The sequence below is a fragment of the Kosakonia quasisacchari genome (genome assembly GCF_004331415.1).
Lineage (GTDB): Bacteria > Pseudomonadota > Gammaproteobacteria > Enterobacterales > Enterobacteriaceae > Kosakonia > Kosakonia quasisacchari.
The window spans coordinates 1-21568 of sequence record NZ_SJOP01000038.1 but is presented as its reverse complement, the minus strand read 5'-3'; the positions used below and the strand labels follow the sequence as shown (position 1 = coordinate 21568).

Annotated in this window: 21 protein-coding genes; 14 read left to right on the top strand and 7 right to left on the bottom strand. The window is 47.6% G+C overall.

The window, feature by feature from the left end; genetic code table 11:
- On the top strand, positions 1-723 hold a 723-nt coding region (locus E0L21_RS24000; RefSeq protein WP_165501949.1), incomplete at its 5' end, for a sulfatase/phosphatase domain-containing protein.
- Positions 724-776: 53 nt separating this feature from the next.
- On the opposite strand, the gene E0L21_RS23995 is transcribed toward E0L21_RS24000, so the two are convergent.
- A complete protein-coding gene (locus tag E0L21_RS23995) occupies positions 777-1697 on the bottom strand; it encodes a LysR family transcriptional regulator (RefSeq protein WP_131413740.1) in 921 nt (306 codons plus the stop codon).
- 156 nt (positions 1698-1853) lie between these two features.
- On the opposite strand from E0L21_RS23995, the gene E0L21_RS23990 reads away from it, so the two are divergent.
- The 5 genes from E0L21_RS23990 to chrA all read left to right on the top strand — a co-directional run bounded on the left by E0L21_RS23990 (position 1854) and on the right by chrA (position 7363).
- Complete coding sequence (locus E0L21_RS23990) at positions 1854-3353, top strand: sulfatase-like hydrolase/transferase (RefSeq protein WP_131413739.1); 1500 nt, start codon at positions 1854-1856, stop codon at positions 3351-3353.
- Positions 3354-3375: 22 nt separating this feature from the next.
- Positions 3376-4746, top strand: a complete 1371-nt coding sequence (locus E0L21_RS23985) for an MFS transporter (protein ID WP_131413738.1) — start codon at positions 3376-3378, stop codon at positions 4744-4746.
- A gap of 181 nt (positions 4747-4927) precedes the next feature.
- Positions 4928-5272, top strand: coding sequence for a YidH family protein (locus tag E0L21_RS23980; protein ID WP_131413737.1), 345 nt, complete (start codon positions 4928-4930; stop codon positions 5270-5272).
- Positions 5269-5604, top strand: a complete 336-nt coding sequence (locus E0L21_RS23975; RefSeq protein WP_131413736.1) for a DUF202 domain-containing protein — start codon at positions 5269-5271, stop codon at positions 5602-5604. Before E0L21_RS23980 ends, E0L21_RS23975 begins: the two co-directional genes overlap by 4 nt.
- A gap of 394 nt (positions 5605-5998) precedes the next feature.
- A complete protein-coding gene (chrA, locus tag E0L21_RS23970) occupies positions 5999-7363 on the top strand; it encodes a chromate efflux transporter (RefSeq protein ID WP_131413735.1) in 1365 nt (454 codons plus the stop codon).
- A gap of 236 nt (positions 7364-7599) precedes the next feature.
- Here chrA and E0L21_RS23965 read toward each other — a convergent pair whose 3' ends face one another.
- Together E0L21_RS23965 and E0L21_RS23960 are read right to left on the bottom strand one after the other, a co-directional pair.
- On the bottom strand, positions 7600-7923 hold the full coding sequence (locus E0L21_RS23965) for a helix-turn-helix domain-containing protein (protein ID WP_131413742.1): 324 nt from the start codon (positions 7921-7923) through the stop codon (positions 7600-7602).
- 84 nt (positions 7924-8007) lie between these two features.
- Positions 8008-8352: a helix-turn-helix transcriptional regulator gene (locus tag E0L21_RS23960; RefSeq protein ID WP_131413734.1), complete on the bottom strand. Its 345-nt coding sequence runs from the start codon at positions 8350-8352 to the stop codon at positions 8008-8010.
- Positions 8353-8419: 67 nt separating this feature from the next.
- Here E0L21_RS23960 and E0L21_RS23955 point away from each other — a divergent pair, with 67 nt between their 5' ends.
- The 3 genes from E0L21_RS23955 to E0L21_RS23945 are packed head-to-tail and all read left to right on the top strand — an operon-like array spanning position 8420 to position 9396.
- Positions 8420-8704 carry a helix-turn-helix domain-containing protein gene (locus E0L21_RS23955; protein ID WP_131413733.1) on the top strand — a complete coding sequence of 95 codons (285 nt, stop codon included), beginning with the start codon at positions 8420-8422 and terminating at the stop codon, positions 8702-8704.
- 32 nt (positions 8705-8736) lie between these two features.
- On the top strand, positions 8737-9057 hold the full coding sequence (locus E0L21_RS23950; RefSeq protein WP_131413732.1) for a type II toxin-antitoxin system RelE/ParE family toxin: 321 nt from the start codon (positions 8737-8739) through the stop codon (positions 9055-9057).
- A gap of 12 nt (positions 9058-9069) precedes the next feature.
- Positions 9070-9396: an addiction module antidote protein gene (locus E0L21_RS23945; RefSeq protein WP_131413731.1), complete on the top strand. Its 327-nt coding sequence runs from the start codon at positions 9070-9072 to the stop codon at positions 9394-9396.
- 1024 nt (positions 9397-10420) lie between these two features.
- On the opposite strand, the gene E0L21_RS23940 is transcribed toward E0L21_RS23945, so the two are convergent.
- Positions 10421-11401: a RepB family plasmid replication initiator protein gene (locus E0L21_RS23940; protein ID WP_131413741.1), complete on the bottom strand. Its 981-nt coding sequence runs from the start codon at positions 11399-11401 to the stop codon at positions 10421-10423.
- Between the two features lie 790 nt (positions 11402-12191).
- On the opposite strand from E0L21_RS23940, the gene E0L21_RS23935 reads away from it, so the two are divergent.
- A complete protein-coding gene (locus tag E0L21_RS23935; RefSeq protein ID WP_131413730.1) occupies positions 12192-13388 on the top strand; it encodes an AAA family ATPase in 1197 nt (398 codons plus the stop codon).
- A 7-nt stretch (positions 13389-13395) separates the two neighbouring features.
- Positions 13396-14373 (top strand): ParB family protein, encoded by a 978-nt coding sequence (locus tag E0L21_RS23930; RefSeq protein WP_131413729.1) that lies wholly within the window; start codon positions 13396-13398, stop codon positions 14371-14373.
- A gap of 1359 nt (positions 14374-15732) precedes the next feature.
- On the opposite strand, the gene umuC is transcribed toward E0L21_RS23930, so the two are convergent.
- Both umuC and umuD read right to left on the bottom strand, forming a co-directional pair.
- Entirely contained in the window at positions 15733-17007 is a 1275-nt protein-coding gene (gene umuC, locus E0L21_RS23925; protein ID WP_131413728.1) for a translesion error-prone DNA polymerase V subunit UmuC, read from the bottom strand.
- Positions 16995-17438: a translesion error-prone DNA polymerase V autoproteolytic subunit gene (gene umuD / locus E0L21_RS23920; protein WP_131413727.1), complete on the bottom strand. Its 444-nt coding sequence runs from the start codon at positions 17436-17438 to the stop codon at positions 16995-16997. Before umuD ends, umuC begins: the two co-directional genes overlap by 13 nt.
- A 621-nt stretch (positions 17439-18059) precedes the next feature.
- On the opposite strand from umuD, the gene E0L21_RS23915 reads away from it, so the two are divergent.
- Entirely contained in the window at positions 18060-19355 is a 1296-nt protein-coding gene (locus tag E0L21_RS23915; RefSeq protein ID WP_131413726.1) for a hypothetical protein, read from the top strand.
- A gap of 203 nt (positions 19356-19558) precedes the next feature.
- Here the strand turns inward: E0L21_RS23915 and E0L21_RS23910 are convergent, their stop codons facing one another.
- Positions 19559-20005: a hypothetical protein gene (locus E0L21_RS23910; protein ID WP_131413725.1), complete on the bottom strand. Its 447-nt coding sequence runs from the start codon at positions 20003-20005 to the stop codon at positions 19559-19561.
- A 289-nt stretch (positions 20006-20294) separates the two neighbouring features.
- On the opposite strand from E0L21_RS23910, the gene E0L21_RS23905 reads away from it, so the two are divergent.
- Both E0L21_RS23905 and E0L21_RS23900 read left to right on the top strand, forming a co-directional pair.
- On the top strand, positions 20295-20699 hold the full coding sequence (locus E0L21_RS23905) for a nuclear transport factor 2 family protein (RefSeq protein ID WP_131413724.1): 405 nt from the start codon (positions 20295-20297) through the stop codon (positions 20697-20699).
- Between the two features lie 377 nt (positions 20700-21076).
- Positions 21077-21322: an Imm74 family immunity protein gene (locus E0L21_RS23900; protein ID WP_131413723.1), complete on the top strand. Its 246-nt coding sequence runs from the start codon at positions 21077-21079 to the stop codon at positions 21320-21322.
- Positions 21323-21568 lie beyond the last annotated feature (246 nt).

Here is a 21568-nt window from a genome sequence, read left to right as displayed (position 1 = left end):
GTCGTCATGTTTATTACCGATAACGGTGCGGCTTCTGAGGGCGGCCCGAACGGTGGTTTCCGTCGTGCCTATATGGACAACACCACCGTTGCGGAAATGGATGCCCATCTGGATGAAGCGGGAGGACCGAATACCGATATGCTCTATCAACGCCCCTGGGCTTATGCGGGCAGCACGCCTTTCCGTCGCTATAAATTATGGCCGTATTTAGGCGGGATCCGCACACCGTTGATTGTCTCCTGGCCTAAACAGATCCAGAAACCCGGCGTTATTCGTCACCAGTACGTGAGTGTTATTGACCTTGCTCCCACAATTCTGGATGCCGCAGGGACAAAATTTGCGGATATTGTCGACGGTGTGAAACAAATTCCGGTTGCGGGCAAATCAATCCTGCCGACATTCAATTCGGATACGGCTAAAACGCGCGATGTGCAGTACTTTGAACTGCGCGGTCAAAGGGCAATCACCCAGGGTGACTGGCGTGCCGTGGCGATGCACCGGATTGGCACGGACTACGCAAACGATCAATGGCAATTGTTTAACACGGCCAATGACTATTCGGAATCAACAGACCTGGCAGCTAAATATCCTGAAAAGCTGGAAGAACTGAAAAAACTCTGGCAGCAGGAAGCACAAAAATACAGTAATCCGCAGGTTATTGATCCTGTCCCTTTCTTCTATAAATTCAATCGTATGGAAGATGGGATTTCAGAACAGAAATAACGCGAAGACGTGCATAAAAGAGGCCTGAAACTGGCCTCTTTTCATGCAAACGCTCAATGCGCCGCCAGTATGTTTTTATCCCGATTCATCCTTGCGCTCACTTGCTTCGCCGTATGAACAAAATTACTAATCAGTGCGTTGTGGGTCCCATTACGCCAGGCAATATTCAGCCGTGCGCAGGGTGTATCAATGCCCGAAATGGATCGGTAGACAACGCCATGATTGTTATTCTGCGCCACCGAAAGCGGCAGAAAAGCCATCCCCATACCAGCCCCAACCAGACTTAGCAGCGCGTGGAGTTGATTCACCTCCTGAACAACTATCGGTAACATCCCATAGCGCGAAAATATGGCGTCCCAGTTGCTGTAGATATATTTTGCTTTCTCTTTGGAAGTAAAAAGAAATTTCTCTTTGATAAGCGCGCGGATATGCACCTCCTCCAGTGAGGCAAGTTCGTGCTCTTTATGCATTGCCACCACGTACGGCTCCTCCAGCAACGTAATGGTACGCATCCATTCCGCCTGGTATAACGGTCGCAATAAGCCGATATCTACGTGATCATTCTGTAAAGCCTCGAATTGCTCGGTGGAAGTCATTTCGTGCAGTACCATTTCGACATCCGGAAAGGCTTTACGAAATTGCATAATCACAGGAGAAAGCAAACTGAAAGGTGCCGCATCGACATAGGCAACAGCAATTTTACCCACCTGTCCCCTGGCGGCGCGACGCGCTGTCTCGGCGGCTTTTGCCATATCCTCAATGACTCTTCGCGCCTCGGGTAAAAAAACATGCCCACATTCAGACAAGCGAACGCTACGTTTGGTGCGTTCAAAAAGTTCCACTCCGAGCTCTTTTTCAAGGCGGGCAATCAGCTGGCTTAACGCCGATTGCGTCACATTCAGCCGCTTTGCTGCGCGGATGAATTGCAACTCCTCAGCCAGCACTACAAACGACATTAAGCTTTTTTGATCCATAACTGTGACCTGGATGTAATAAGAAGATGACAAATTAGCAAATCTAATTTGTAGCTCATTTTTTATTACATATCCTTTTTAATGACAATGATTCCACCAGGGAAAGCTTTTCTTGTCCCGGCTGTAAACACTATAACTATTTGAAAGAGCTGAAATATGAGTAGCAATAATCCAGCGGCACCAAAACGTCCTCACGTCCTGTTCATTACCGTGGATCAGTGGCCCGGACATCTGTTTGGGTTTGCAGGTAATCGTTCTATTGAAACACCGACGATTGATAACCTGGCGCGATCGGGCGTTCATTTTCCTAATGCCTGGTCACCATGCCCGATCTGTATACCGGCACGCCGCACGATCATGACCGGCACTACATCGCGCAAACATGGCGATAGGATCTTCCAGCCAGCACTGCCGATGCCGGATATGCCAACTCTGGCGGGGACCTTTGCCCGGGCCGGTTATCAGACCTCCGCCACCGGGAAATTACACGTTTATCCCACTCGCGATCGTATCGGTTTTGAAGAGGCTTTTATCGCCGAAGAAGGGCGCAGCCATCTTGGCGGTGTAGACGACTACGAAATTTTTCTTGCGGAAAATGGCTGTGCCGGTCAGCAATTTATGCATGGCATGAGCAATAACGAATATAGCTGGCGGACATGGCATCTTGACGAAAAGCTGCATGTGACCAACTGGATCACCCAAACAGCCGCGAAAAATATCCGCCGCCGTGACCCGACGCGTCCCGCGTTCTGGTACGTTTCTTATACTCAGCCTCATCCGCCGATTGTCCCACTGAGCAGCTATTTCGAGCGCTACCGTCTGCGCAACATGGATGCTCCACAACAGAGCGAATGGTCAAGGGCGGCGGATCTGCCTTATGCGCTTGCCATGAATCAACAGCTCAAGCCGCCGCTTCCTCCTGAGCAGTACGACGATATGCGTCGCGCCTTTTATGCGCAATGCACACACATCGACCACCAGATCCGCCTGTTGATAGGTTCGCTGCGGGAAGAAGGCATTCTGGATGACACCATCATTGTCTTTACCAGTGACCACGGGGACATGCTCGGCGACCATGGTATGTACGCCAAACGCTATTTTTACCAGGGTTCGGCGCAGATACCGATGATTGTTGTCGATCGGGGAGGTTCAACACGTATTCAGCCCGGCAGCAGTGACAAGCGTCTGGTGGGGTTGCAGGACATCATGCCAACGTTACTGACGCTATGTGATATCGCTGTACCAGACAGTTGCGATGGCCTGGCCATGATCGGCGAGTGCCAGCGCAGCACATTTTACGGTGAGAGTCTTGAGGGTCCGCTCGCCAGTCGGATGCTGACCGACGGGCAGTTTAAACTTCTCTGGTACCCGGCGGGAAATCACTTCCAGTTGTTTGATTTAGAAAGCGATCCGCGCGAGCAGCACGATCTTTCCCGACAAGACGCATTGCGCGACGTGCTCGACGCGATGAAACAACACCTTCTTCAGGAACTCTACGGCAGCGATCTGGCGTGGATTAATAACGGCGTCCTTACAGGTTGCGAATCACCAGAACTGATCCCCCCTGTTAATCGAGGGCTTTCAGGCCAGCGCGGCATTCACTTTCCACCACTGGCAACCTCGGCCGATCCGGGGCAAGTGGTGGGTTTCGGTTAAAATTATAAAAAGGCACAGACAAATGTCACAAAAAACCTCCGTTACATCTACTGGCACATCGGCGTCTATTCCGCTTAAAGACAGCGAAATGACACAAAAAACGTTTAATAAAATCGCATTACGGTTATTACCATTTCTGGTGCTTTGCTATTTCGCGGCGTTTCTCGATCGGGTGAATGTCGGATTCGCCGCATTAACGATGCGTGAAGATATTGGTCTGTCCGCTACCGCGTTCGGTCTGGGTAGCGGTATATTTTTTATTAGCTATTTTATTTTCGAAGTGCCCAGTAATCTGATGTTGGCCCGCGTGGGTGCCCGACGCTGGATTGCCCGTATTATGATCACCTGGGGGCTTTTATCTGCGTGTACGGCATTTGTCTGGGACGCAAAATCTTTTCTTGCTCTGCGTTTTTTATTAGGCGCTGCTGAAGCAGGTTTTTATCCGGGCATTCTTTATTACTTAACACAATGGTTCCCGAACAAGAGACGTGCGCAGATCGTGGGTTTTTTATTACTGTCAAATCCTCTGGCGACAATTATCGGTGGTCCGGTGTCAGGATTGATTCTTTCTGGCGGTGCACATAGCGGATTAGAAGGATGGCAGTGGTTGTTTATTCTTGAAGCCATCCCGGCAGTCATTCTGGGTGTCATAGTTTTATTACGCCTGCCGGAAAAAGTAGAAGATGTCAGCTGGCTTACACAACAAGAAAAAAAGACTGCACGTAAAGTGCTGGATGAAGATTTCAGCGTACGGCAGCACAAATCAAGCGTGGAAGTTTCTCGTATTTTTTTCCATCCTCTGGTGCTTAGCCTTGCGCTAATTTTCCTTGGGATCTCCATGACCAATGCGACAGTTAACTTCTGGCTCCCACAGTTAATTAAAAGCGCTGGCTTTTCATTTATTGCTACTGGCTTTCTGTCAGTCATTCCTTATGTAGCGGCCGTGATCGCTCTGCTGTGGTGGGGTAAACGCTCAGATCGCAAAAATGAGCGGGTATTTCATATAGTCGTTCCTCTGGTCCTGGCGATCGCAGGGATAGCAATCACTGCGTTCAGCAAAGGAGCATTACTGAATATCGTCGGATTAACAATGGCATCAGCAGGCTTATTCGCTGTTTTACCCGTTTTCTGGACACTACCGCCTCTCTTTATGGTTGGACCCGCTGCTGCCGGTGGGATTGCCGTAATCAATTCGATCGGTAACCTGGGGGGATTTTTTGGCCCGACGGCCATGGGATACGTAAAAGATCTAACCGGCGATTTTGGTCAGGGATTACTGGTTAACGTGCTGATGCTCTCCATCAGCCTAATAACCATGCTTTTGTTTGCCTCACAAACTGGTCTGAGAAACAGAATAATCACGGACAAAAATGCTATAACCAAAAATAACTAACAGATGTTCTGAATTTCGATATCAGACACGGTAGTAAGGATCACTGCCGTGTCTGATACATACCTACTTCACCCGCAAGGTATTTATTAACAGCTATCAGAAGACTTCCCGGGGAAAGAGGAAACAAGATAAATATAAATAATTTTAGGAGCAGCAAAATATGTTCACCGGAATAAAATCCATGGCATGGAAAGACACGGGTAAAACGCCAGACTATCGTTTCACTCTTGCAAATGAACGTACATTTCTGGCCTGGATTCGTACTGCACTGGCCTTTATGGCTGCCGCCATTGGACTTGACCAGCTAACACCTGCCATTGCTCCGTTTGGATTCCGTGCGGTACTGGTCGAAGGTTTGAGTATTGTTTCGGCGATTCTGGCCTGCTATGCCTGGCGGCGATGGAAAACCAATGAGTATGCAATGCGGCACGATGCAGAACTGGCATATCCTCGACTTTTGGTGTGGTTGAGTGCGAGCCTCGCTGTCTCTGCATTGGTAACAACAACGGTACTCATTTTATTATGAGTTACATGTCTCGTCCGCGGGATCCGGGTCTGCAGTTGGAGCGTACAGCGCTCGCCTGGCAACGAACCGTTTTTTCATCGCTGATACTTTCATTGATGGCATGCCGATCCGGGGTTCTGCACCACAGTTTATTTTCAGTCTGTCTTGGTGCAACTGCTTCTGTATTGACAGTTATTCTACTTTTAACCGGCTGGTTTCATTGTCATCGCGCCCGCCTGGATGTTGAACTCATCACGCCTGTAACGGCCCTGACCCGACTCTTTTTGGCCATTGCACTTTGTATGGTGTCACTTTCCGTAAGCGCATCAATCCTGACTAATCTGCTTAAATAGAGTAGGACAATTATAACCAAACGGATTGACCTGCCGTCAGTATTAGATACAACCGTCAGTTAGTAATGTCGGTTTGTTTACCTTCAATATTTCCGTTTCGCCAGCATGCTGCAGTCGGTTTCAACTTTAATGGCGCCATGTACAGCCATGTAGGTGCCAGGGTACTGTCTAAGTGCTGCTGAAGATATTTGAGCAGGAGAAATATGTGCTGATACAGTTGGGATTGTTAGTGCATTAACTGGATACTGGGGAAGTCCAGCCGCCAGAAACTACTGGCTTCAAAAGATTCCTGGCAGAGCTCATGGAGAACATTACGGACGACGAGAAGGTGCCGGCAACAGCATCCACACTGTTTGATAACTGTGAATGACTTATCAAAGGGGATCTGAACATCATGAGTAAAGGCGCATCGCCTGCTGTTGCCACTCCGGAGAGTGCACTTCCACTGGTCAGTTTCCGGGAAGCGTTTTTATTCTGGCTGAAGCTGGGGTTTATCAGTTTTGGCGGCCCGGCAGGACAAATATCAATAATGCATCAGGAACTGGTGGAAAACCGGCGCTGGATCTCAGAGCAACGCTTTCTGCATGCGCTGAATTATTGCATGGTCTTACCCGGACCTGAAGCGCAGCAACTGGCAACGTATATCGGCTGGCTGATGCACCGTACCCGGGGCGGGATCGTGGCTGGCGCATTATTTGTTCTGCCTTCATTGCTGGTGTTAATCGCCCTTTCATGGACTTATATCGCCTGGGGTCATCTCCCGATAGTCACGGGATTGTTCTACGGTATCAAACCCGCAATCACCGCCATTGTCGCTCAGGCTGCACATCGTATCGGCTCCAGAGCGTTAGGCAACAATACGCAATGGGCAATCGCCGCTGCCGCGTTTGTGGCGATCTTCGCATTGAATGTTCCATTCCCGATTATTGTTTTATCAGCCGCATTAATTGGTTTTATTGGAGGACGCTTATCTCCTGAGAGATTCAGAGGCGGTGTCGCCCATGTCGGAAACGACAAATCTTATGGTCCGGCCGTGATTGATGATCATACTCCGGCACCTGATCACGCTGTTTTCAGTTGGTCACGATTATTGTGGATCGCCATTATTGGCGCGTTGTTATGGGCAATTCCGATGGGAACACTTTACTTCGTTCTGGGCTGGACTCACCCCATTACACAAATGAGCTGGTTTTTTACCAAAGCGGCGTTGCTCACTTTTGGCGGGGCTTATGCAGTACTACCCTATATTTATCAGGGGGCGGTCGTTAACTATCAGTGGTTAACGCCGCCTCAAATGATTGATGGTCTGGCGCTGGGAGAAACCACACCCGGTCCTCTAATTATGGTTGTTGCTTTCGTTGGCTTTGTCGGCGGTTATGTAAACGCTGCATTTGGGCCGGATCATCTTTTTCTGGGCGGCGCCCTTGCTGCGATAATGGTGACTTGGTTTACCTTCCTGCCATCATTCCTGTTTATTTTTGCCGGTGGTCCTTTTATTGAAACCACGCACAACGATATCACATTCACCGCCCCGCTCACGGCGATAACCGCCGCGGTGGTCGGTGTCATCCTCAATCTGGCACTGTTTTTCGGTTATCACGTACTCTGGCCGGAAGGATTTGCCCATCGGGTTGACTGGATTGCTTTGATGATTACGCTGGCTGCGGCAATTGCCCTGTTTCGCTTTAAAGCAAAAGTAACGCATGTCATTGCCGGTTGCGCGATCGCAGGGTTACTTTTTCATCTGCTACTACTTTAATAATGCGATTGACGGCATCCCACCTTCACTGCTGCCTGCGACAAGGGAGGTGGTCGATTTTATCCAACATGAGTTGGGAAAATGGAATGCCGGTCGATGAAGATAAAAGCAGATCAATACATTTATAAATGTGGGTTACTGCATATAGGGGTTGCGCGAGGCAGCTTTAAAAAGGCCGGTTCTCACTATCTTTAAAGCCGACGATAACGAAGTAAAACTATTTACTTTTTTAATGATTACAGTACAAGTTCTTTCGCATAGTCTAACAGAGCACGTTTATGTTCTTCTGTCGCAGAAGCATATAATAAGGTTAACTCCGCAAGGCCATCATCTTCTGCATAGAAATATGCCAGTGGCATTCTCAGCGCCTCTGCCAGCTTTTGCACAATTTCTGTGCCTGGTCCGTGCACACCTTTTTCATATCTGTTGATGCGTGTACTGGCGACAAATTCATCGATGCCCGCAGCAATACCCAAGCTCTTTTGGGAAAACCCTCTTGCCAGTCGCGCCTGCTTCAGGCGTCGGCAAAAAATGTCGTTGTAATGATTAGGAGTATTCATAACTACGATAATCGTAGTTTTCACTTGCTGCTGATACTACGAATAACGTAGTATCACGCTGACAGGTAACGGGCAGCATGAACGTTAATCATCTTTTTCTGATAACACACTTAACATCTGCCGTGATGCTTCCAGCAATTGATGTTGGGACTCGGGAGGAAGAGCTGCAAAATTGAGGATCAGTTCTGCCAGATTCTCATCTGCGGCAAACAGCCATGGTAAGGGGACTTTAAGCACGTTGGCTATTCGCGCGGCAGTCTCCATATCAGGCTCATAAACGCCCTTCTCATAGCGGTTAAAACGGGTGCTCGCACCATCAGGATTGACATCAGCAGCGATCCCTACGGCAGCCTGAGAAATCCCTAAGCGCTGCCGCGCTTCTTTTAAGCGGCGAATGAAAACATCGCGTTGTCTGTATTTTTTTTCCATAACTACGAGATTCGTAGTTTTTTAATTACTTGGATACTACGAAAAACGTAGTGTAAGGATACACAGGATGAATAAAATAACTGCACAAGACTGGCATCCCGCCGACATTATCGCCGCTTTGCATAAACGTGGCACCAGCCTGGCGAAGCTTTCACGCGAAGCGGGTCTCGCCTCCTCGACACTGGCGAATGCTCTGACTCGCCCCTGGCCAAAAGGCGAGTGGCTGATAGCCAGGGCGCTGGACGTTCCTCCATCCACAATCTGGCCTGCACGCTACCTCACTGCCGGAGATAAACGTAAGCCACGAAAACCTCTGGTCGGTTTCACGATCAACCCTGCGGAAAAAAAGTAGATACATGAATCACCTGTACAGCAGAGGATACGATGGAAGGAATTTTGAGCCATGGCCGCAATCCTTTTGCTGAATTCCTACGGGGCGTGAAAGACCCGATAGCAAAAGCCATGATAGCAACCCGCCTGGCCAGAATGGCTACAAATAATTATGGCGATTGCAAACCATGCAGGGATGGCGTGTCAGAATTAAGGATTGATCAGGGGCCGGGATATCGCGTGTATTTCAGTGCTGTAACTGACCCCAAAGATGGTGAAGTTAGTTTGATTCTCCTGGGCGGAGATAAAAGAAAGCAGGATGCAGATATAACTAAAGCCGTTGAGTATCTCAACGACTACAAGAGCAGGAAATGAGAGGTAAATATTATGGCTAAATCAACATTCCATGATGATGTAATGGTTCAACTCATTAAGGAAGATCCGGATTTCGCGCCTGTCTACCTTCATCAGGCGTTCATTGAAATCGATGAAGACGGTGGATATGAAGCGTTCGTGCTCGCATTACACCACGTTATTGAGGCAAAAGGGGGAATGACAGCGGTAGCTAAACGCGCCGGTATATCTCGCGAATCGCTTTATAAATCACTTTCTCCGAAGGGCAACCCGTCATTTCGCCGCGTAGCCGCTGTTGCGTCTGCAACTGGTTACCCGATCTCCCGTATTGCAACAGCGAAAATGCCTGTTCCCGCTTAACTGCCCGGAAATACAAACAAATCCGCCTCGGCGGGTTTGTTGTTTCCCTGATCAACCTTTTTACTAATGGTTGCCCCGAATACACTCACTCTTGATATCTACTATTATCCTGAAAACGATAATCAGCGACAACGAGATAAGGCCACTGGCGTCGTAATGTCCACACAGCATGCCTCCGGTTGAGTGACCCCGTCACAAAAACCAGCAAGGTTGCGTTTGCCAGCAATGAAAGGGGTTTGCTTCGAAAGATTGTGGAGTCAGGTAGTATTGCGCCAGTATCGTACCCCGTTTAGTTGCAGGCGTATGGATCCGGTAGCTTCCTAACCCCGGGTTCAGTAAAGAAAGATCCTCATCCTCACGCATCCCCTCCCCTTTCTCCTGAGAAGATCGTCGCAGCAAGTCGCGATTACTTTGCCAAAAACAGCTCTGCTCTTAATGCAGGCCAGTGAGCTATATAACCTAACGATGGACAGCTCATTCCGGCATAAATACAGACGCCTCGCCTGTATCAGAATGATTACTCACGTATTTCCTGCATTTATCAAACAGTGAGAAGTATAAGCTGTAGTGAGCAAATGCTTACTGCAGCTTATATCATAAGCTATAGCGAGTGAGGATATCTTCCGGTGGCGAAACATAAGCTATAGCAAGCACATAAGCTATGGCGAGTAATTCACTTGTTATAGCTTATATGGCTCTCTCTCATACCGTTTATTTAAAATAAAAGATGCCGCACCAACTGGCATTAATGGTAAGCAAGCGCTTACAAACATAAAAAGATAAGCTATAGCGAGCAGCTCCATTTGTGGGATATTGATACATAAGCTGTAGTGAGGATCATCGCGTAATAATGAGGGAAACATAAACTATAGCGAGTAAATAGCAGTGATAAGCGACTGTCCGGAGAACATGGTTAGCGAAAGTGCTCGCCAGGGAATATGTATAAGCTGTAGTGAGCACTGAACTTGTCAGTACTCACTGGCGGTGATAATTGAATGGGAGGTACTCGCTATAGCTTATTGGGCTACTTATTACGGAAGAGTTTTTCCAGGTCGTCCATGGTGATGCCAAGCTTTTCAAGGAGCTGGAGTTTTTCGCTGAGCTCGGGATCAGGCGTATTTGCCGGGCTGCCTGGCAGCTTAGGATTCTCTTCGCTGGCGTCTTTGGGGGCTTTCAGCTTGGGTCGGCGGTAATGTACGTTAAACAGTACGCTACGGCCGCGTTGCATCTCGGTGTAATCAAGGTAACCAATCTCTTTGAGCTGCTCCATAGCGCGGCGAACGGTCTGGTTTTGCGAGAACACCGGTGATTTCAGGCTCAGTCTTGCTCTTAAGCGTGCCAGCGATATGGGTGCCGGATCCTTTGGCAGACTCTCGATAAAGGTATAGAGCGCCTGAGCCGATTCGCGGCGCTTCAGCGCATTGATCGCTTTAAGCTGAAGAAGTACTTTTTTATCGAATTCATAGAGTTCGAATAAACGCGGATCCGCCTGCAGAACCACAATATCCCGCTCGGTGTCATAAAATGCGGACTGTACCAGATGCGTTATATACTCTTTGGTGTGCTTTTCAGTCGTGCGGGAGAATGATATTACTGTACCTGCAATACGCTTCAGAGAGGGGCTGATACGCTCCCTGAGCTTGCGTGAGGACTGACTGGATGGGATGCCGCAGAGTTTGGCGAATTCAACGAAGGATAGCTGAACCTTATCGCCAATCACTTTATGTTTGGCAAAGGAGTGGATAATACCGACCCAGGTTTTAAAGTCATTATCCATATCCAGCCTGGGGCCAGTGATCTCGACTTTATCAAAACCCTCCGCTTTGGCCAGTGACAAACGTGTCAGCTCTTCGGTCGCATCCGTTTTTGATAATGTATTTTTTTTGCTATTTTTCAGAGACTTGAGCGTTGGAACGAAAACACCAAGTCGCATTAGTGCAACTGGCTGGACCGTATTATTAGCATTTGGAGTGAGAGTAATAAGTTCACCTGTAGACTTATCCACTTCTTCAAATAGCGTTTTGAGATCTTTGTTTTCGTTTTCCAAGACGAGCTCCGGATCTGTGGATCGTTGAGCGACGAAATCATCCTGATGTTTACAAACACATCGTAGCTCAATGAAAAATCGCGTGGTTTTTACGCACAAGTTATACAGCCATTTACGGCTGCGATCTGACTATAGCTTATATTGTTTACTGGCTACAGCATAGAGTTATCTCCTTGTAGTTTATATGATGCTTGTCACAGCTTATCTTTACCTCTCTATAGCTTATGACAACACCCTCTCAGGCCAGTGCTGGCGCGGCTCTCAGCGATCGGGGATCTATTTGGATCTAATAGTGGATCTACTTTGGATCATTATTATTTGGATCTACTCAGTGGATAAGTGGATAACCCAACAGAATTCCAGATTTTTTCAGGCATTCCATCATCTCAGTCCAACGGGAAAACAGAGGATCTGCAACCCGATCGACTTGTGCTCAGGATCAGATTATCTGCACTCTGCCAGCGGCACTGACTTTTATAACCCGCTGCTAATTCAGGAGCCCGATCAACAATACCCTTACCCTGCAAAACCCGGTTCTGTTTGACATGTTGCGGGTCGCTCTGCAAGGCCTCCTCTCTTCTTTCAAACCTCATGGTTTATCTCGGGTCAATTTACAATCCTCTCTCACCAGTCCAACGAGAGCAAAAATGCGAGCTCAACGCTATAATTTCACATTAGATGTTTACTTTGTTTCTTGTGTGTAGCATTCTTGATTAAATTCATTAATCCTGCATAAAGGGAACTTTTGATGGACAGCTCCTCACAGCTACTGAAAGTTGCTCAGCGTTCTGAAAAAATGCTTATTGGTCTGACAGATCAGATTCGGGCTCAGAAGGAAGAACTGCAAGAAAACGTTTACTATCAGGTATATGCGAAAGCAGCATTGGCTAAACTACCAAAGCTTACCCGCGCAAACGTGGATTACGCAGTAAATGAAATGGAAGAAAACGGCTACGTTTTTGATAAGCGACCCGCCGGAACATCGTCTAAATACGCAATGTCGATTCAGAACATCATCGATATCTACCATCATCGGGGCGTCCCGAAATATCGGGACAGGCATCAGGAAGCGTTTACAGTCTTTGTAGGGAATTTAAAAGGCGGGGTTTCGAAAACCGTATCCACCGTTTCTCTGGCGCATGCCCTGCGTACACATCCTCATTTGCTCTTTGAGGATCTGCGGATCCTTGTTATTGATTTGGATCCCCAGTCATCTGCAACGATGTTTTTAAACCATACGCAGGCTGTTGGTATCGTCGAAACTACCGCAGCACAGGCGATGCTGCAGAATGTCACGCGCGAAGAACTGCTCAACGAGTTTATCGTACCTTCTATCGTCCCGGGTGTGGATGTTCTCCCTGCTTCCATCGATGATGCGTTTATTGCATCAGCATGGTCAGAACTTTGTGCTCAGCACCTACCCGGTCAGAATGAGCACGCTGTCCTGAAAGAAAATCTGATAGCGAAGCTCAGGAACGATTACGATTTCATTTTTATCGACAGTGGTCCCCATCTTGATGCGTTTTTGAAAAATGCGATTGCCGCAGCGGATTTACTTCTGACCCCGGTGCCACCGGCACAGGTCGACTTTCACTCGACATTAAAGTATCTGACCCGTCTGCCTGAGCTGGTGGGCATCATTACCGAATCAGGTTATTCATGTCACCTGGTTGGCAATATTGGTTTTATGTCCAAGCTTTCTAATAAACCAGACCATAAGCTGTGCCACAGCCTTGCGAAAGAAATTTTTGGCGGGGACATGCTGGATGTTGCCCTGCCCCGGCTGGACGGTTTTGAAAGGTGTGGCGAGTCTTTTGATACTGTCATCTCCGCTAATCCATCGACGTATATTGGCAGCAGCGAAGCGCTGAGAAATGCCCGAGTGGCCGCAGAAGATTTTGCAAAAGCTGTATTTGATCGTATTGAATTTATCCGAGCAAACTGAGGGACTTATGAGCACGAAAAGAGCAACTATTGGTAGGACCTTTAACCCATCCGCCCTCACTAATACCTCATCAGACAGCGCGCTTGAGCAAATCTTTACCCTTTCAACCGGACGGAAAGCCGTCTTCACTTTGCAAACCATTCCTGCAAATGAAGTGGAAGGTAAGACATACGTATTGCAGGAAACGAATGGCCGCGATCAATCGGGTCTGACCCCTGAATCACTGAAGGACATTACATCCACCCTTCGATTGCAGCAGTTCTTCCCCTGTATTGGTATTCAGCGTGAAGAAGGTATTGAGATCATCGATGGTTCGAGACGTCGTGCGTCCGCTATCCTGTGCCACACTTCGTTAAATATTATGGTAACCAAGTCTCTGATTTCTGCCGATGAAGCGCGGAAACTGGCTAAAGATATCCAGACCGCCAAAGAGCACAATATCCGTGAGATTGGGTTACGTCTTTTAGCACTCAAAAACACGGGCATGAGCCAGAAAGAGATTGCCCGGCTTGAAGGGCTGTCGGAAGCAAAAGTTACGCGTGCTATCCAGGCTGCATCTGTATCAGCTCCGTTAGTTTCAGTTTTCCCGGTTCAGTCGGAATTAGGATTCGCGGATTACAAGACGTTAGGTACGCTGGAAGAAATGCTCAACGCTAAAGATCTTTCTGTTGAGGATTTACTCGAAACCACTGCTCCGGAAGTCAATATCATCCTGGCAGATGACTCACTTGCTGAAGACGAAGTCAAAAACAGAATTATCAAAATCCTGACACGTGAAACAGCGGCTATGGCTTCTCTTAAGGGCAAAGACAAAGCGGTTGTGACGAATCTGTGGTCTTTCCCGGACAAAGATCGGTTTGCAAGAAAGCGCAGTAAAGGGCGCATGTTTGTATACGAATTTAATCGGTTACCGAAAGAACTACAGGACGAGATTGACGAAGCTGTAGCAAATGTTCTTCAAAAACATCTCTCTCCTGATGCGTGAATAATGTTTTTTCGCCAGTGAGATTTCACATTTAACATTATGATTTATAAAATGTTTCTATGTAAATTTCACTCTGAAATCGCCACGCTTTCATGATGTATTTCCTCTGCCGCGCCCGGATTTTCCGGGCTTGCCAAACCCGTCAAACCCGGACAGATAAATCCTGTCCAGCTTTGCCGGGTTGCCAGTTTAAACCCTCGAAAATGGCAAAATGCCAGCCTGCGATCTTCTGCTGTTGTAATAAAACAAAAATGTCCATGTGAATCTCCTACATAACCAACTCAATTCCCTTTCATAACTTATGCAACTTGTAGTTCGTGTTCCTTCAGAAAGATTTTTATGCATAGAGTCTTAATAGCGGAGCAAGATATGATTGGTAAAGAGATGTCTGTGTAGGGCTGGCACGCAATCACGGAAATCGACCATGACACGCGGGTAACTAAAAGTTTGACAAGTGTGGTGAATAAAAACACAGTGGAAAGAAGCTGATTCTTCAAGAAAGAAGCGTTCAGGAAGGTCAAAACCGGAGATTAAAAGCAATATCAGCGGATATCTGCCTGAAATTTTTGCACTGAAAGATGCCATCAGGATATCTGTAAAAGGACAACGTTTGGATTGCCGGCTGTCTGAGAGGGACAACTTCAACAGCTAAACATCCATACTGCAACCCACTTGCCATTCAGCGACGGTAAAAATTATCTGTCAGATACCGGTAAGATGAGAAGATGTTCCAGTCACATCATGCACTCTGCGATATGGCTTAATGAAACTGTTCCGGGTATTACGCACGTAGAGTCATATTTTATTTCATAAACATGCTTATCGGATTGTCTGCTGCCTCTAGTTTTTGCAACAAGGAAAGCGATTTGTGCCAGCGCGCAATTTGACACTACGGACGCCGCAAAAACGATTGATCGCAGATCGTCTGCTAATTTTTCGTTATGCGTAATTCTGAAGCAGATTCTTTCGCCACTTCAAATAAAAGAATGATTGTTCCCGGGAAGTACTGATGTCAGAAATTGGCGTGAATATTCCGGCGAGACGGCATCCTTGCACTGTTACAAAATTTGATATCCCTGTCGTGATAGCGGAGGTTTTTGCCTGGAAAGTCGGGGCGGAACGGTCATAAATAATGTTATGACCGGACTTGCCTTACGGGGGATGGCGTTTTATCTGTGAAGGACGTGGAATGCAGCGTGTGAAAAGACATGGTACTATCAGAGAGAATAAAACAACTGAGCGCCATGAAATTATGAATACACCTGTCCCGGCCGGAAACCGGCTGGTGGGGAAAGTTAGTCATTATAAAAAATGCCGTTAATTATAAACGGCTATGGTTACCCCCTTCCCTTTTTTATCTCATCCGATGCGCGCAAGGGGAAGGTCTTTCCAGCGACTTGTGTAAGCCGGACTGAGCATCTCGCGCTTCATTTTCCAGTCAGGTGCAACACCCCGGCCAGCAAACCACATATGGGCGAGCCCGGACTGAGTGATCCCGTCAAGCACTTTCATTAATTCCTGGCTACGGGGTTGTGGTGGTTGTTCATCGAAAAGATTGAGTTGTGCGATACCAGACAGGCTGAAATCGTTGAGCATTACTCCAGCCTTGGCATAGCGGTGATCATTACGCCAGATGCGCTCAAGGGCACGTAACGCGGCGGCTATAACATCACGCGTATCCTGGCTGGGGGTCAAAAGCTTCTCGCTTGCCACGTTAGCATAATACGGTCCAGTTCTGGAGAACGGTGACGTTTTAATAAAAACGGAAATGTGGCTGCAGAATTGCCGTTCAATACGGAGCTTTTCAGCCGCCCGTTCAGCGTACTGGCAGATGGCTTGCCGCATGTCTTCAAAGGTCGTGATCCGCTCACCAAAACTCCGGGAACACACGATTTGTTGTTTAGCAGATGGTACGTCTTCAAAAGAGATACAACTTTCTCCATTCAATTCTCTGACTGTGCGCTCCAGAACAACATTAAAATTTTTACGAATAAAAGCTGTATTTACGAGTGTAAGCTGTAACGCTGTGGTTATCCTCAACGCATTGAGCTTATGGGCGGTACGATTACCCACCCCCCATACCTCCTGGACAGGCTGGAGCGACAGTAACTTCGAGGTGCGGGTTTTATTGTCCGGTGTCAGTGCCAGCACGCCCCGGAAGGCTGGCCACTCTTTAGATGCCCACTGGGCTGATTTGGCCAGCGTTTTTGTTGGCCCCATTCCGACACCAATTGAGAGTCGGGTGCAGGCATAAACATGCTCACACAGCCGGGTGCCGAATGTTTCAAAATCAATGAGGGTATCTACGCCATGAAGATCAAGAAACATTTCGTCTATCGAATATGGCTCAACGCGAGGTGCCAGTTCTTCAAGGCAAGACATGACGCGGGTACTCAGACTCGCATATAGTGCATAGTTACTTGAGAATACATACAGTTTTTCGGCATAGGGTTGCTCCCGAATTTTAAACCAGGGAGCGCCCATCTTTACGCCTAACCGTTTTGCCTGTTGAGAGCGGGCGATACAACAGCCGTCATTGTTGCTAAGTACAATAACAGGCTTATCGCGCAGATCAGGGCGGAACACTTTTTCGCAGGATGCATAGAAGGAGTTAACATCCGCTAGTCCAAACATTTCAGAAGCTCTCGTGTACGGTGAATGATATGTGTAACAACACCGAAAATGTTCAGTTCATCCGGGTCGGGGTAGATGGGAGGAAAAGCCGGGTTCATAGGAAGTAATGCTATGCGCTGTCCAAGCTGAAGTCGCTTGACGGTAAATTCTGCACCAACACTTGCAACGACGATATCACCGGAAACCGGTTTTTCGGCGCTGTCGACAACCAGCAAATCGCCATCAAATAAAAATCCGTCCTGCATACTGTCACCATGGGCACGAAGGTAGTATGTCGCGCTGCGACGTTTGATGCGGTATTCATTCAGATCAAGCTCTTTTTCGACATAGTCTTGTGCTGGTGAGGGAAAGCCACAGGAAACTTTTTCGAGGAAAAGTGGCAAATTTATCGGCCTGTTGCCTTCTGCGGGTGTCAGCATTATCAGTTTCATAACACCAGACCTTATTCTTATACTGTTTATACGTACAGTATTATTAATTTGTTTGTTGAATGCTTTCAAGCGAGGCGAGAGGGCTTTCTTTTAATGGCCTGAAAAATTTATAAAAATAAATTTCGCCAAAAAGCATTTAGTGTAGCTGTAGTGCCTGTTTAGTGAGAGCAGGGGACAGAAACGGTAAAAAATGCCCCGGGCGAGCACTGAAATACTGCTACTGCGTAGCAGGCATATGCAGAGATATCGGTATCAATTGTGTTTCAGATGAAAAGAGCAAGAGGAAAGGCTTAAAACTACACATATCCCGCAAGTTCGCGGAAACGACGGGAAGGGGAGGGCGGATAAGAATCGACGAATCGGTCAGTTATAACAATATGCGTTTGTGTCCTGCAGGAGCAAAGCCCCGGAGAAGTGAGGCCAGCCACAGACGAGAAGCCCGGGCTGGTAAGGCATTACTCACATCGTGATGTATCTTGTTACGGGAGGCTGGCCAAAGAAAGCATCCAGCTTTGGCTCGTTGTTCTCTTCATCCTTAGATCTTCATTTTAAAAAAGTAATTTTGTTCAATCACCTGCCAGGTCGTTTCTCTGATAATGTTTTCCGCAAGGGGGAAGCACCATGTCCAGGAACCCGCAATCCCGTACGATTCAAACTTTACCTGGCGATCGGGAAGCGTTGTACAACTTGGTCTGGCGGGAATCAGCCGAACGTATCGCTTCTCTCTGTAATATCAGCATTGAAGGGATAGCCAGAAGGTGCGCTGAATTACAGATCCCCAGACCACTGTCGGGTTACTGGAAAGCACTGGAGAAAGGAACCGCGCCTGCTATCCCGCCTTTACCTGCTCTGAAGCAGGGGAGGGGGGTAAAGGATGGACAAAAAGACACCCCATCAGTAAGACCTCCGGCAACGGTGTTCGCAAAAAAAGTGTCTGGGGCAACGAAGCAATTGGTTCTTGGTTCCGGGAACGTTTACGGCCTGATCCATGATCTCACTACATACCTTCCGGTGTCGACTGTTACCAGAGACGGTTACTATAAGCCTGCGAAAAAGAAGCTACTGGATGTTCATGTTTCCGCTACAGGCTTTGAAAGCGCCATAAAATTTCTGCGCCAGTTCTTTGATGCCCTTGCAAAGCACGGCTATCGAGTAAGGCTGGCTGACAGAAGCGAAGATTTTCATCGTGCGGAAATAGACATCCGGGAGGATCCTCAGGAGGCTGGCATTCACTGGGTAAATTTATGGCGACCTTTCAGCGCGAGTATTATCTGTACTGGTGATATGCATTTTGCTTTCACTCTTGCCGAAATGACAGAGTACGTTCCGGCGAAGTTGGTTAAAGACCGCTACGTTCGTGATGAAAAAATGGTGAGATGGAGTAGGGGGAAAAACGCGAATCTGTTTCTCAATGCCTCAAAACACACCCTTCCATCAGGCCGATTTCTTTTGCAACTCTATTCTCCGTATCCGGACGCACAATGGGAAAGACAGTTCCGGCAAACTAAACAGTTTGGACTAATAAGCCAGATCTCAGCGATGATTTTGACGATGCAGGAGGCTGTTCCGCTGATTTCAAAGCAGTTAGAGGAAGCCCGGATCAATGCTGAGAAATGGCGGATTCAACGGCAACAGGAACGCGTCATTTCTCTGGAAAAGGAACGGATACGTCGGGAAGAGGAGGCGTATAGCGCTAGCCGTACCGAACTGAAATCGATTATGGCTCAGTGGACAGAAGACAAACGGCTGGAGCAATTTTTCCGTGAAGCAGAGCAGGATGCGGCAAGCCTTGATGAACAGCAGAAGAGCCTGGTCATGGAGCGCCTTCAACTTGCCCGGCAGTTCGTATCCGGGGATACGGCGGTTCAGCGATTACTAAAATGGAAAACGCCACAGGAACTGTTGGGAAAGAAATAACCGTTTTTCTACTTCCTGCTGAATGAGTATCTTGTTGTTAAATATCTGCTACTCACATTAGGCCAGAAGCCAACCGCGGACATGCCTGCTCCGGGATAAAAGCAGTCGATTAAAGTGCGCGCGGTATAGCTTCAGGGGTGTCATTGATATCCAGGATGAGGCCAAACTATAGCAGTACTGCTTGATTTTATAGCAAAACAAAATCAACTGCCCGGCAGCTCATCGGATAAAAACACATCCACAGCCAGCACATCAAAAGCAATATTTTCTGATAAAAACTGAATGCTGAAATGCCTGAACTGCGGTGATTCCTGACTCGATGCGAGACGCCATGTTTTCAGGTTATCGCTCAGCCACTCTGAATCCATAAACTCCGTCAACTTACCCAGCCCGAACTCACCTTGAGCGCCATCAAACTCAAACATAGCGCCCCCCGGAAACGGTTCCCGGATGAAACAACGCGCATTGTTGAACGTAATCTCCCGCCTTAAAGGCAGTACAACCTCTTCGTTATTTACGAAAATCTCTTTTTCATAATTAATATCAAGTATTACATCCAGTCCAACAGAGCGGAACGATACCCTTGACTCACCATATCCAGGTAGCCACTCGTATGGATCCAGTATTAATTTTGGGTGACCTTTCTTCATGAAAACGCCTGTGTGTATTGCTCTGCACCTGTCGGAGGCACTTTGTTAATGTTTCACTGTATCTGCTGTCAGGTCAGTTAAATAGTGTTCACTTGTAATACAGCAATATCCCAGGAAAACCCGGGGCAGCTCTGAGCGAGTAGAGAACCCAGGGAGCTCCTTTCAGGAGGGGCTGAGTAACACTTCATTTGCGCTCAGCGCTTTATCAAACCGCACCGCCGGATAAGGTGAGTTTAATACAATGGTTTAGTCTAATAATCACGACTATACCTACCCGGATGAATTAACCATGACAGTAAAGACACCACAGGCAGTAGCGGAAACTTTTTTTCATCGTATCGCCACAGCAGAAGATGTAAATGAGATAGCGACGCTGGTAAGTGAAAGCGTCGACTGGCTGGTCGCTGGAAACACGCAGTTAGTTCCCTGGATTGGCCGGAAACATGGCAGAAAAGGTGTAGCAGAATTCTATTCACAAATCCGCTCACACCTCTCGTCAGAACATTTTGAAATCAAAGATATACTCATCAAAGATAGGCGTCTGGTTGCTATTGGTGAGCTTGCATCACGCGTAAAAAAAACACAGAAGCTGATTGAAACCGAATTTGTACTCGACATGTTTATCGACAATGGTCTAATTACACGTTTTCGCATGTTTGAGGATAGCCACGCCGTTTCCGAGGCATGTCGTTAATGCTGATGCGCTTGATCCCTTAACGTCCCCCTTCGATTAAGGATAGCGTTGCATCGACCCGTTGAACTCACAGCACGAAAGAGTCGATCAGGGGGCAGACATGTCTGCTCTGAGCGAGGAGCGGAAGTTCGCAATTACTCTTGCAACGATAGAGGCATTACTAACAAAGCCGTATGTCTATAAACGGTGAGCAAGTCAGCGTATGCAAATGGAGTCTCAGGAACGGTGCGTGCAGTATTCGGGCAGAGTCTGCGACCTGAAAATGTTTGGGAAAGAGCTCCGTTGTCTGCGTTAATGAAAAATCCTAATGTAGAAGAAATTATTACTATTGCTCCTGTAAGAATGGGCGAGAAAGTTATTTACGTGAGGGGGAAACTATGATTTTTGAAGTCACTCGGGGTCATATCCAAGTAAAAATTGGAGATAGAACGGTGACCGTTCAAGGTGAGATGTTCTTTCCCGGTAACGATAAAATTGGCTTTGTGTTGTACAAGGGGGCTCTGAGGTTTTGGGATGCGCCTAACCAAAGCCAGGTTATGACTGGCGATGATATCGATATGGTTATTGCTGATATTCAGGCCGATTTTTCCAAGGGAGGGCATACCTTAGAAATTGAACATTAGTATGAGCAAAAGGTTCTGTAGGGGCGGTTGACACAGGGCTACTGGTTGCGAGAACAACTGCACAATCTGGCCTCGATGCGCAGCTTTGTGCAGAAGTGCTGGTAAACCCGCCTGCTTTCGTCATTTCGTCATTTCGGCGTCGGCCAAGGATATTCAGTCAATCCGCGATGAGACTGTTACCACTCATACTGAATGCGAGAGATTTAACCGGCAGCTATGAGCGAAGAAAGGACATTCCAGACATAG

What these genes read in the sequence shown, in the direction of transcription:
- E0L21_RS23995 (WP_131413740.1), bottom strand. Translation starts at nt 1,697, where the DNA reads ATGGATCAAAAAAGCTTAATGTCGTTTGTAGTGCTGGCTGAGGAGTTG.
- E0L21_RS23990 (WP_131413739.1), top strand. Translation starts at nt 1,854, where the DNA reads ATGAGTAGCAATAATCCAGCGGCACCAAAACGTCCTCACGTCCTGTTC.
- E0L21_RS23985 (WP_131413738.1), top strand. Translation starts at nt 3,376, where the DNA reads ATGTCACAAAAAACCTCCGTTACATCTACTGGCACATCGGCGTCTATT.
- E0L21_RS23980 (WP_131413737.1), top strand. Translation starts at nt 4,928, where the DNA reads ATGGCATGGAAAGACACGGGTAAAACGCCAGACTATCGTTTCACTCTT.
- E0L21_RS23975 (WP_131413736.1), top strand. Translation starts at nt 5,269, where the DNA reads ATGAGTTACATGTCTCGTCCGCGGGATCCGGGTCTGCAGTTGGAGCGT.
- chrA (WP_131413735.1), top strand. Translation starts at nt 5,999, where the DNA reads ATGAGTAAAGGCGCATCGCCTGCTGTTGCCACTCCGGAGAGTGCACTT.
- E0L21_RS23965 (WP_131413742.1), bottom strand. Translation starts at nt 7,923, where the DNA reads ATGAATACTCCTAATCATTACAACGACATTTTTTGCCGACGCCTGAAG.
- E0L21_RS23960 (WP_131413734.1), bottom strand. Translation starts at nt 8,352, where the DNA reads ATGGAAAAAAAATACAGACAACGCGATGTTTTCATTCGCCGCTTAAAA.
- E0L21_RS23955 (WP_131413733.1), top strand. Translation starts at nt 8,420, where the DNA reads ATGAATAAAATAACTGCACAAGACTGGCATCCCGCCGACATTATCGCC.
- E0L21_RS23950 (WP_131413732.1), top strand. Translation starts at nt 8,737, where the DNA reads ATGGAAGGAATTTTGAGCCATGGCCGCAATCCTTTTGCTGAATTCCTA.
- E0L21_RS23945 (WP_131413731.1), top strand. Translation starts at nt 9,070, where the DNA reads ATGGCTAAATCAACATTCCATGATGATGTAATGGTTCAACTCATTAAG.
- E0L21_RS23935 (WP_131413730.1), top strand. Translation starts at nt 12,192, where the DNA reads ATGGACAGCTCCTCACAGCTACTGAAAGTTGCTCAGCGTTCTGAAAAA.
- E0L21_RS23930 (WP_131413729.1), top strand. Translation starts at nt 13,396, where the DNA reads ATGAGCACGAAAAGAGCAACTATTGGTAGGACCTTTAACCCATCCGCC.
- umuC (WP_131413728.1), bottom strand. Translation starts at nt 17,007, where the DNA reads ATGTTTGGACTAGCGGATGTTAACTCCTTCTATGCATCCTGCGAAAAA.
- umuD (WP_131413727.1), bottom strand. Translation starts at nt 17,438, where the DNA reads ATGAAACTGATAATGCTGACACCCGCAGAAGGCAACAGGCCGATAAAT.
- E0L21_RS23915 (WP_131413726.1), top strand. Translation starts at nt 18,060, where the DNA reads ATGTCCAGGAACCCGCAATCCCGTACGATTCAAACTTTACCTGGCGAT.
- E0L21_RS23910 (WP_131413725.1), bottom strand. Translation starts at nt 20,005, where the DNA reads ATGAAGAAAGGTCACCCAAAATTAATACTGGATCCATACGAGTGGCTA.
- E0L21_RS23905 (WP_131413724.1), top strand. Translation starts at nt 20,295, where the DNA reads ATGACAGTAAAGACACCACAGGCAGTAGCGGAAACTTTTTTTCATCGT.
- E0L21_RS23900 (WP_131413723.1), top strand. Translation starts at nt 21,077, where the DNA reads ATGATTTTTGAAGTCACTCGGGGTCATATCCAAGTAAAAATTGGAGAT.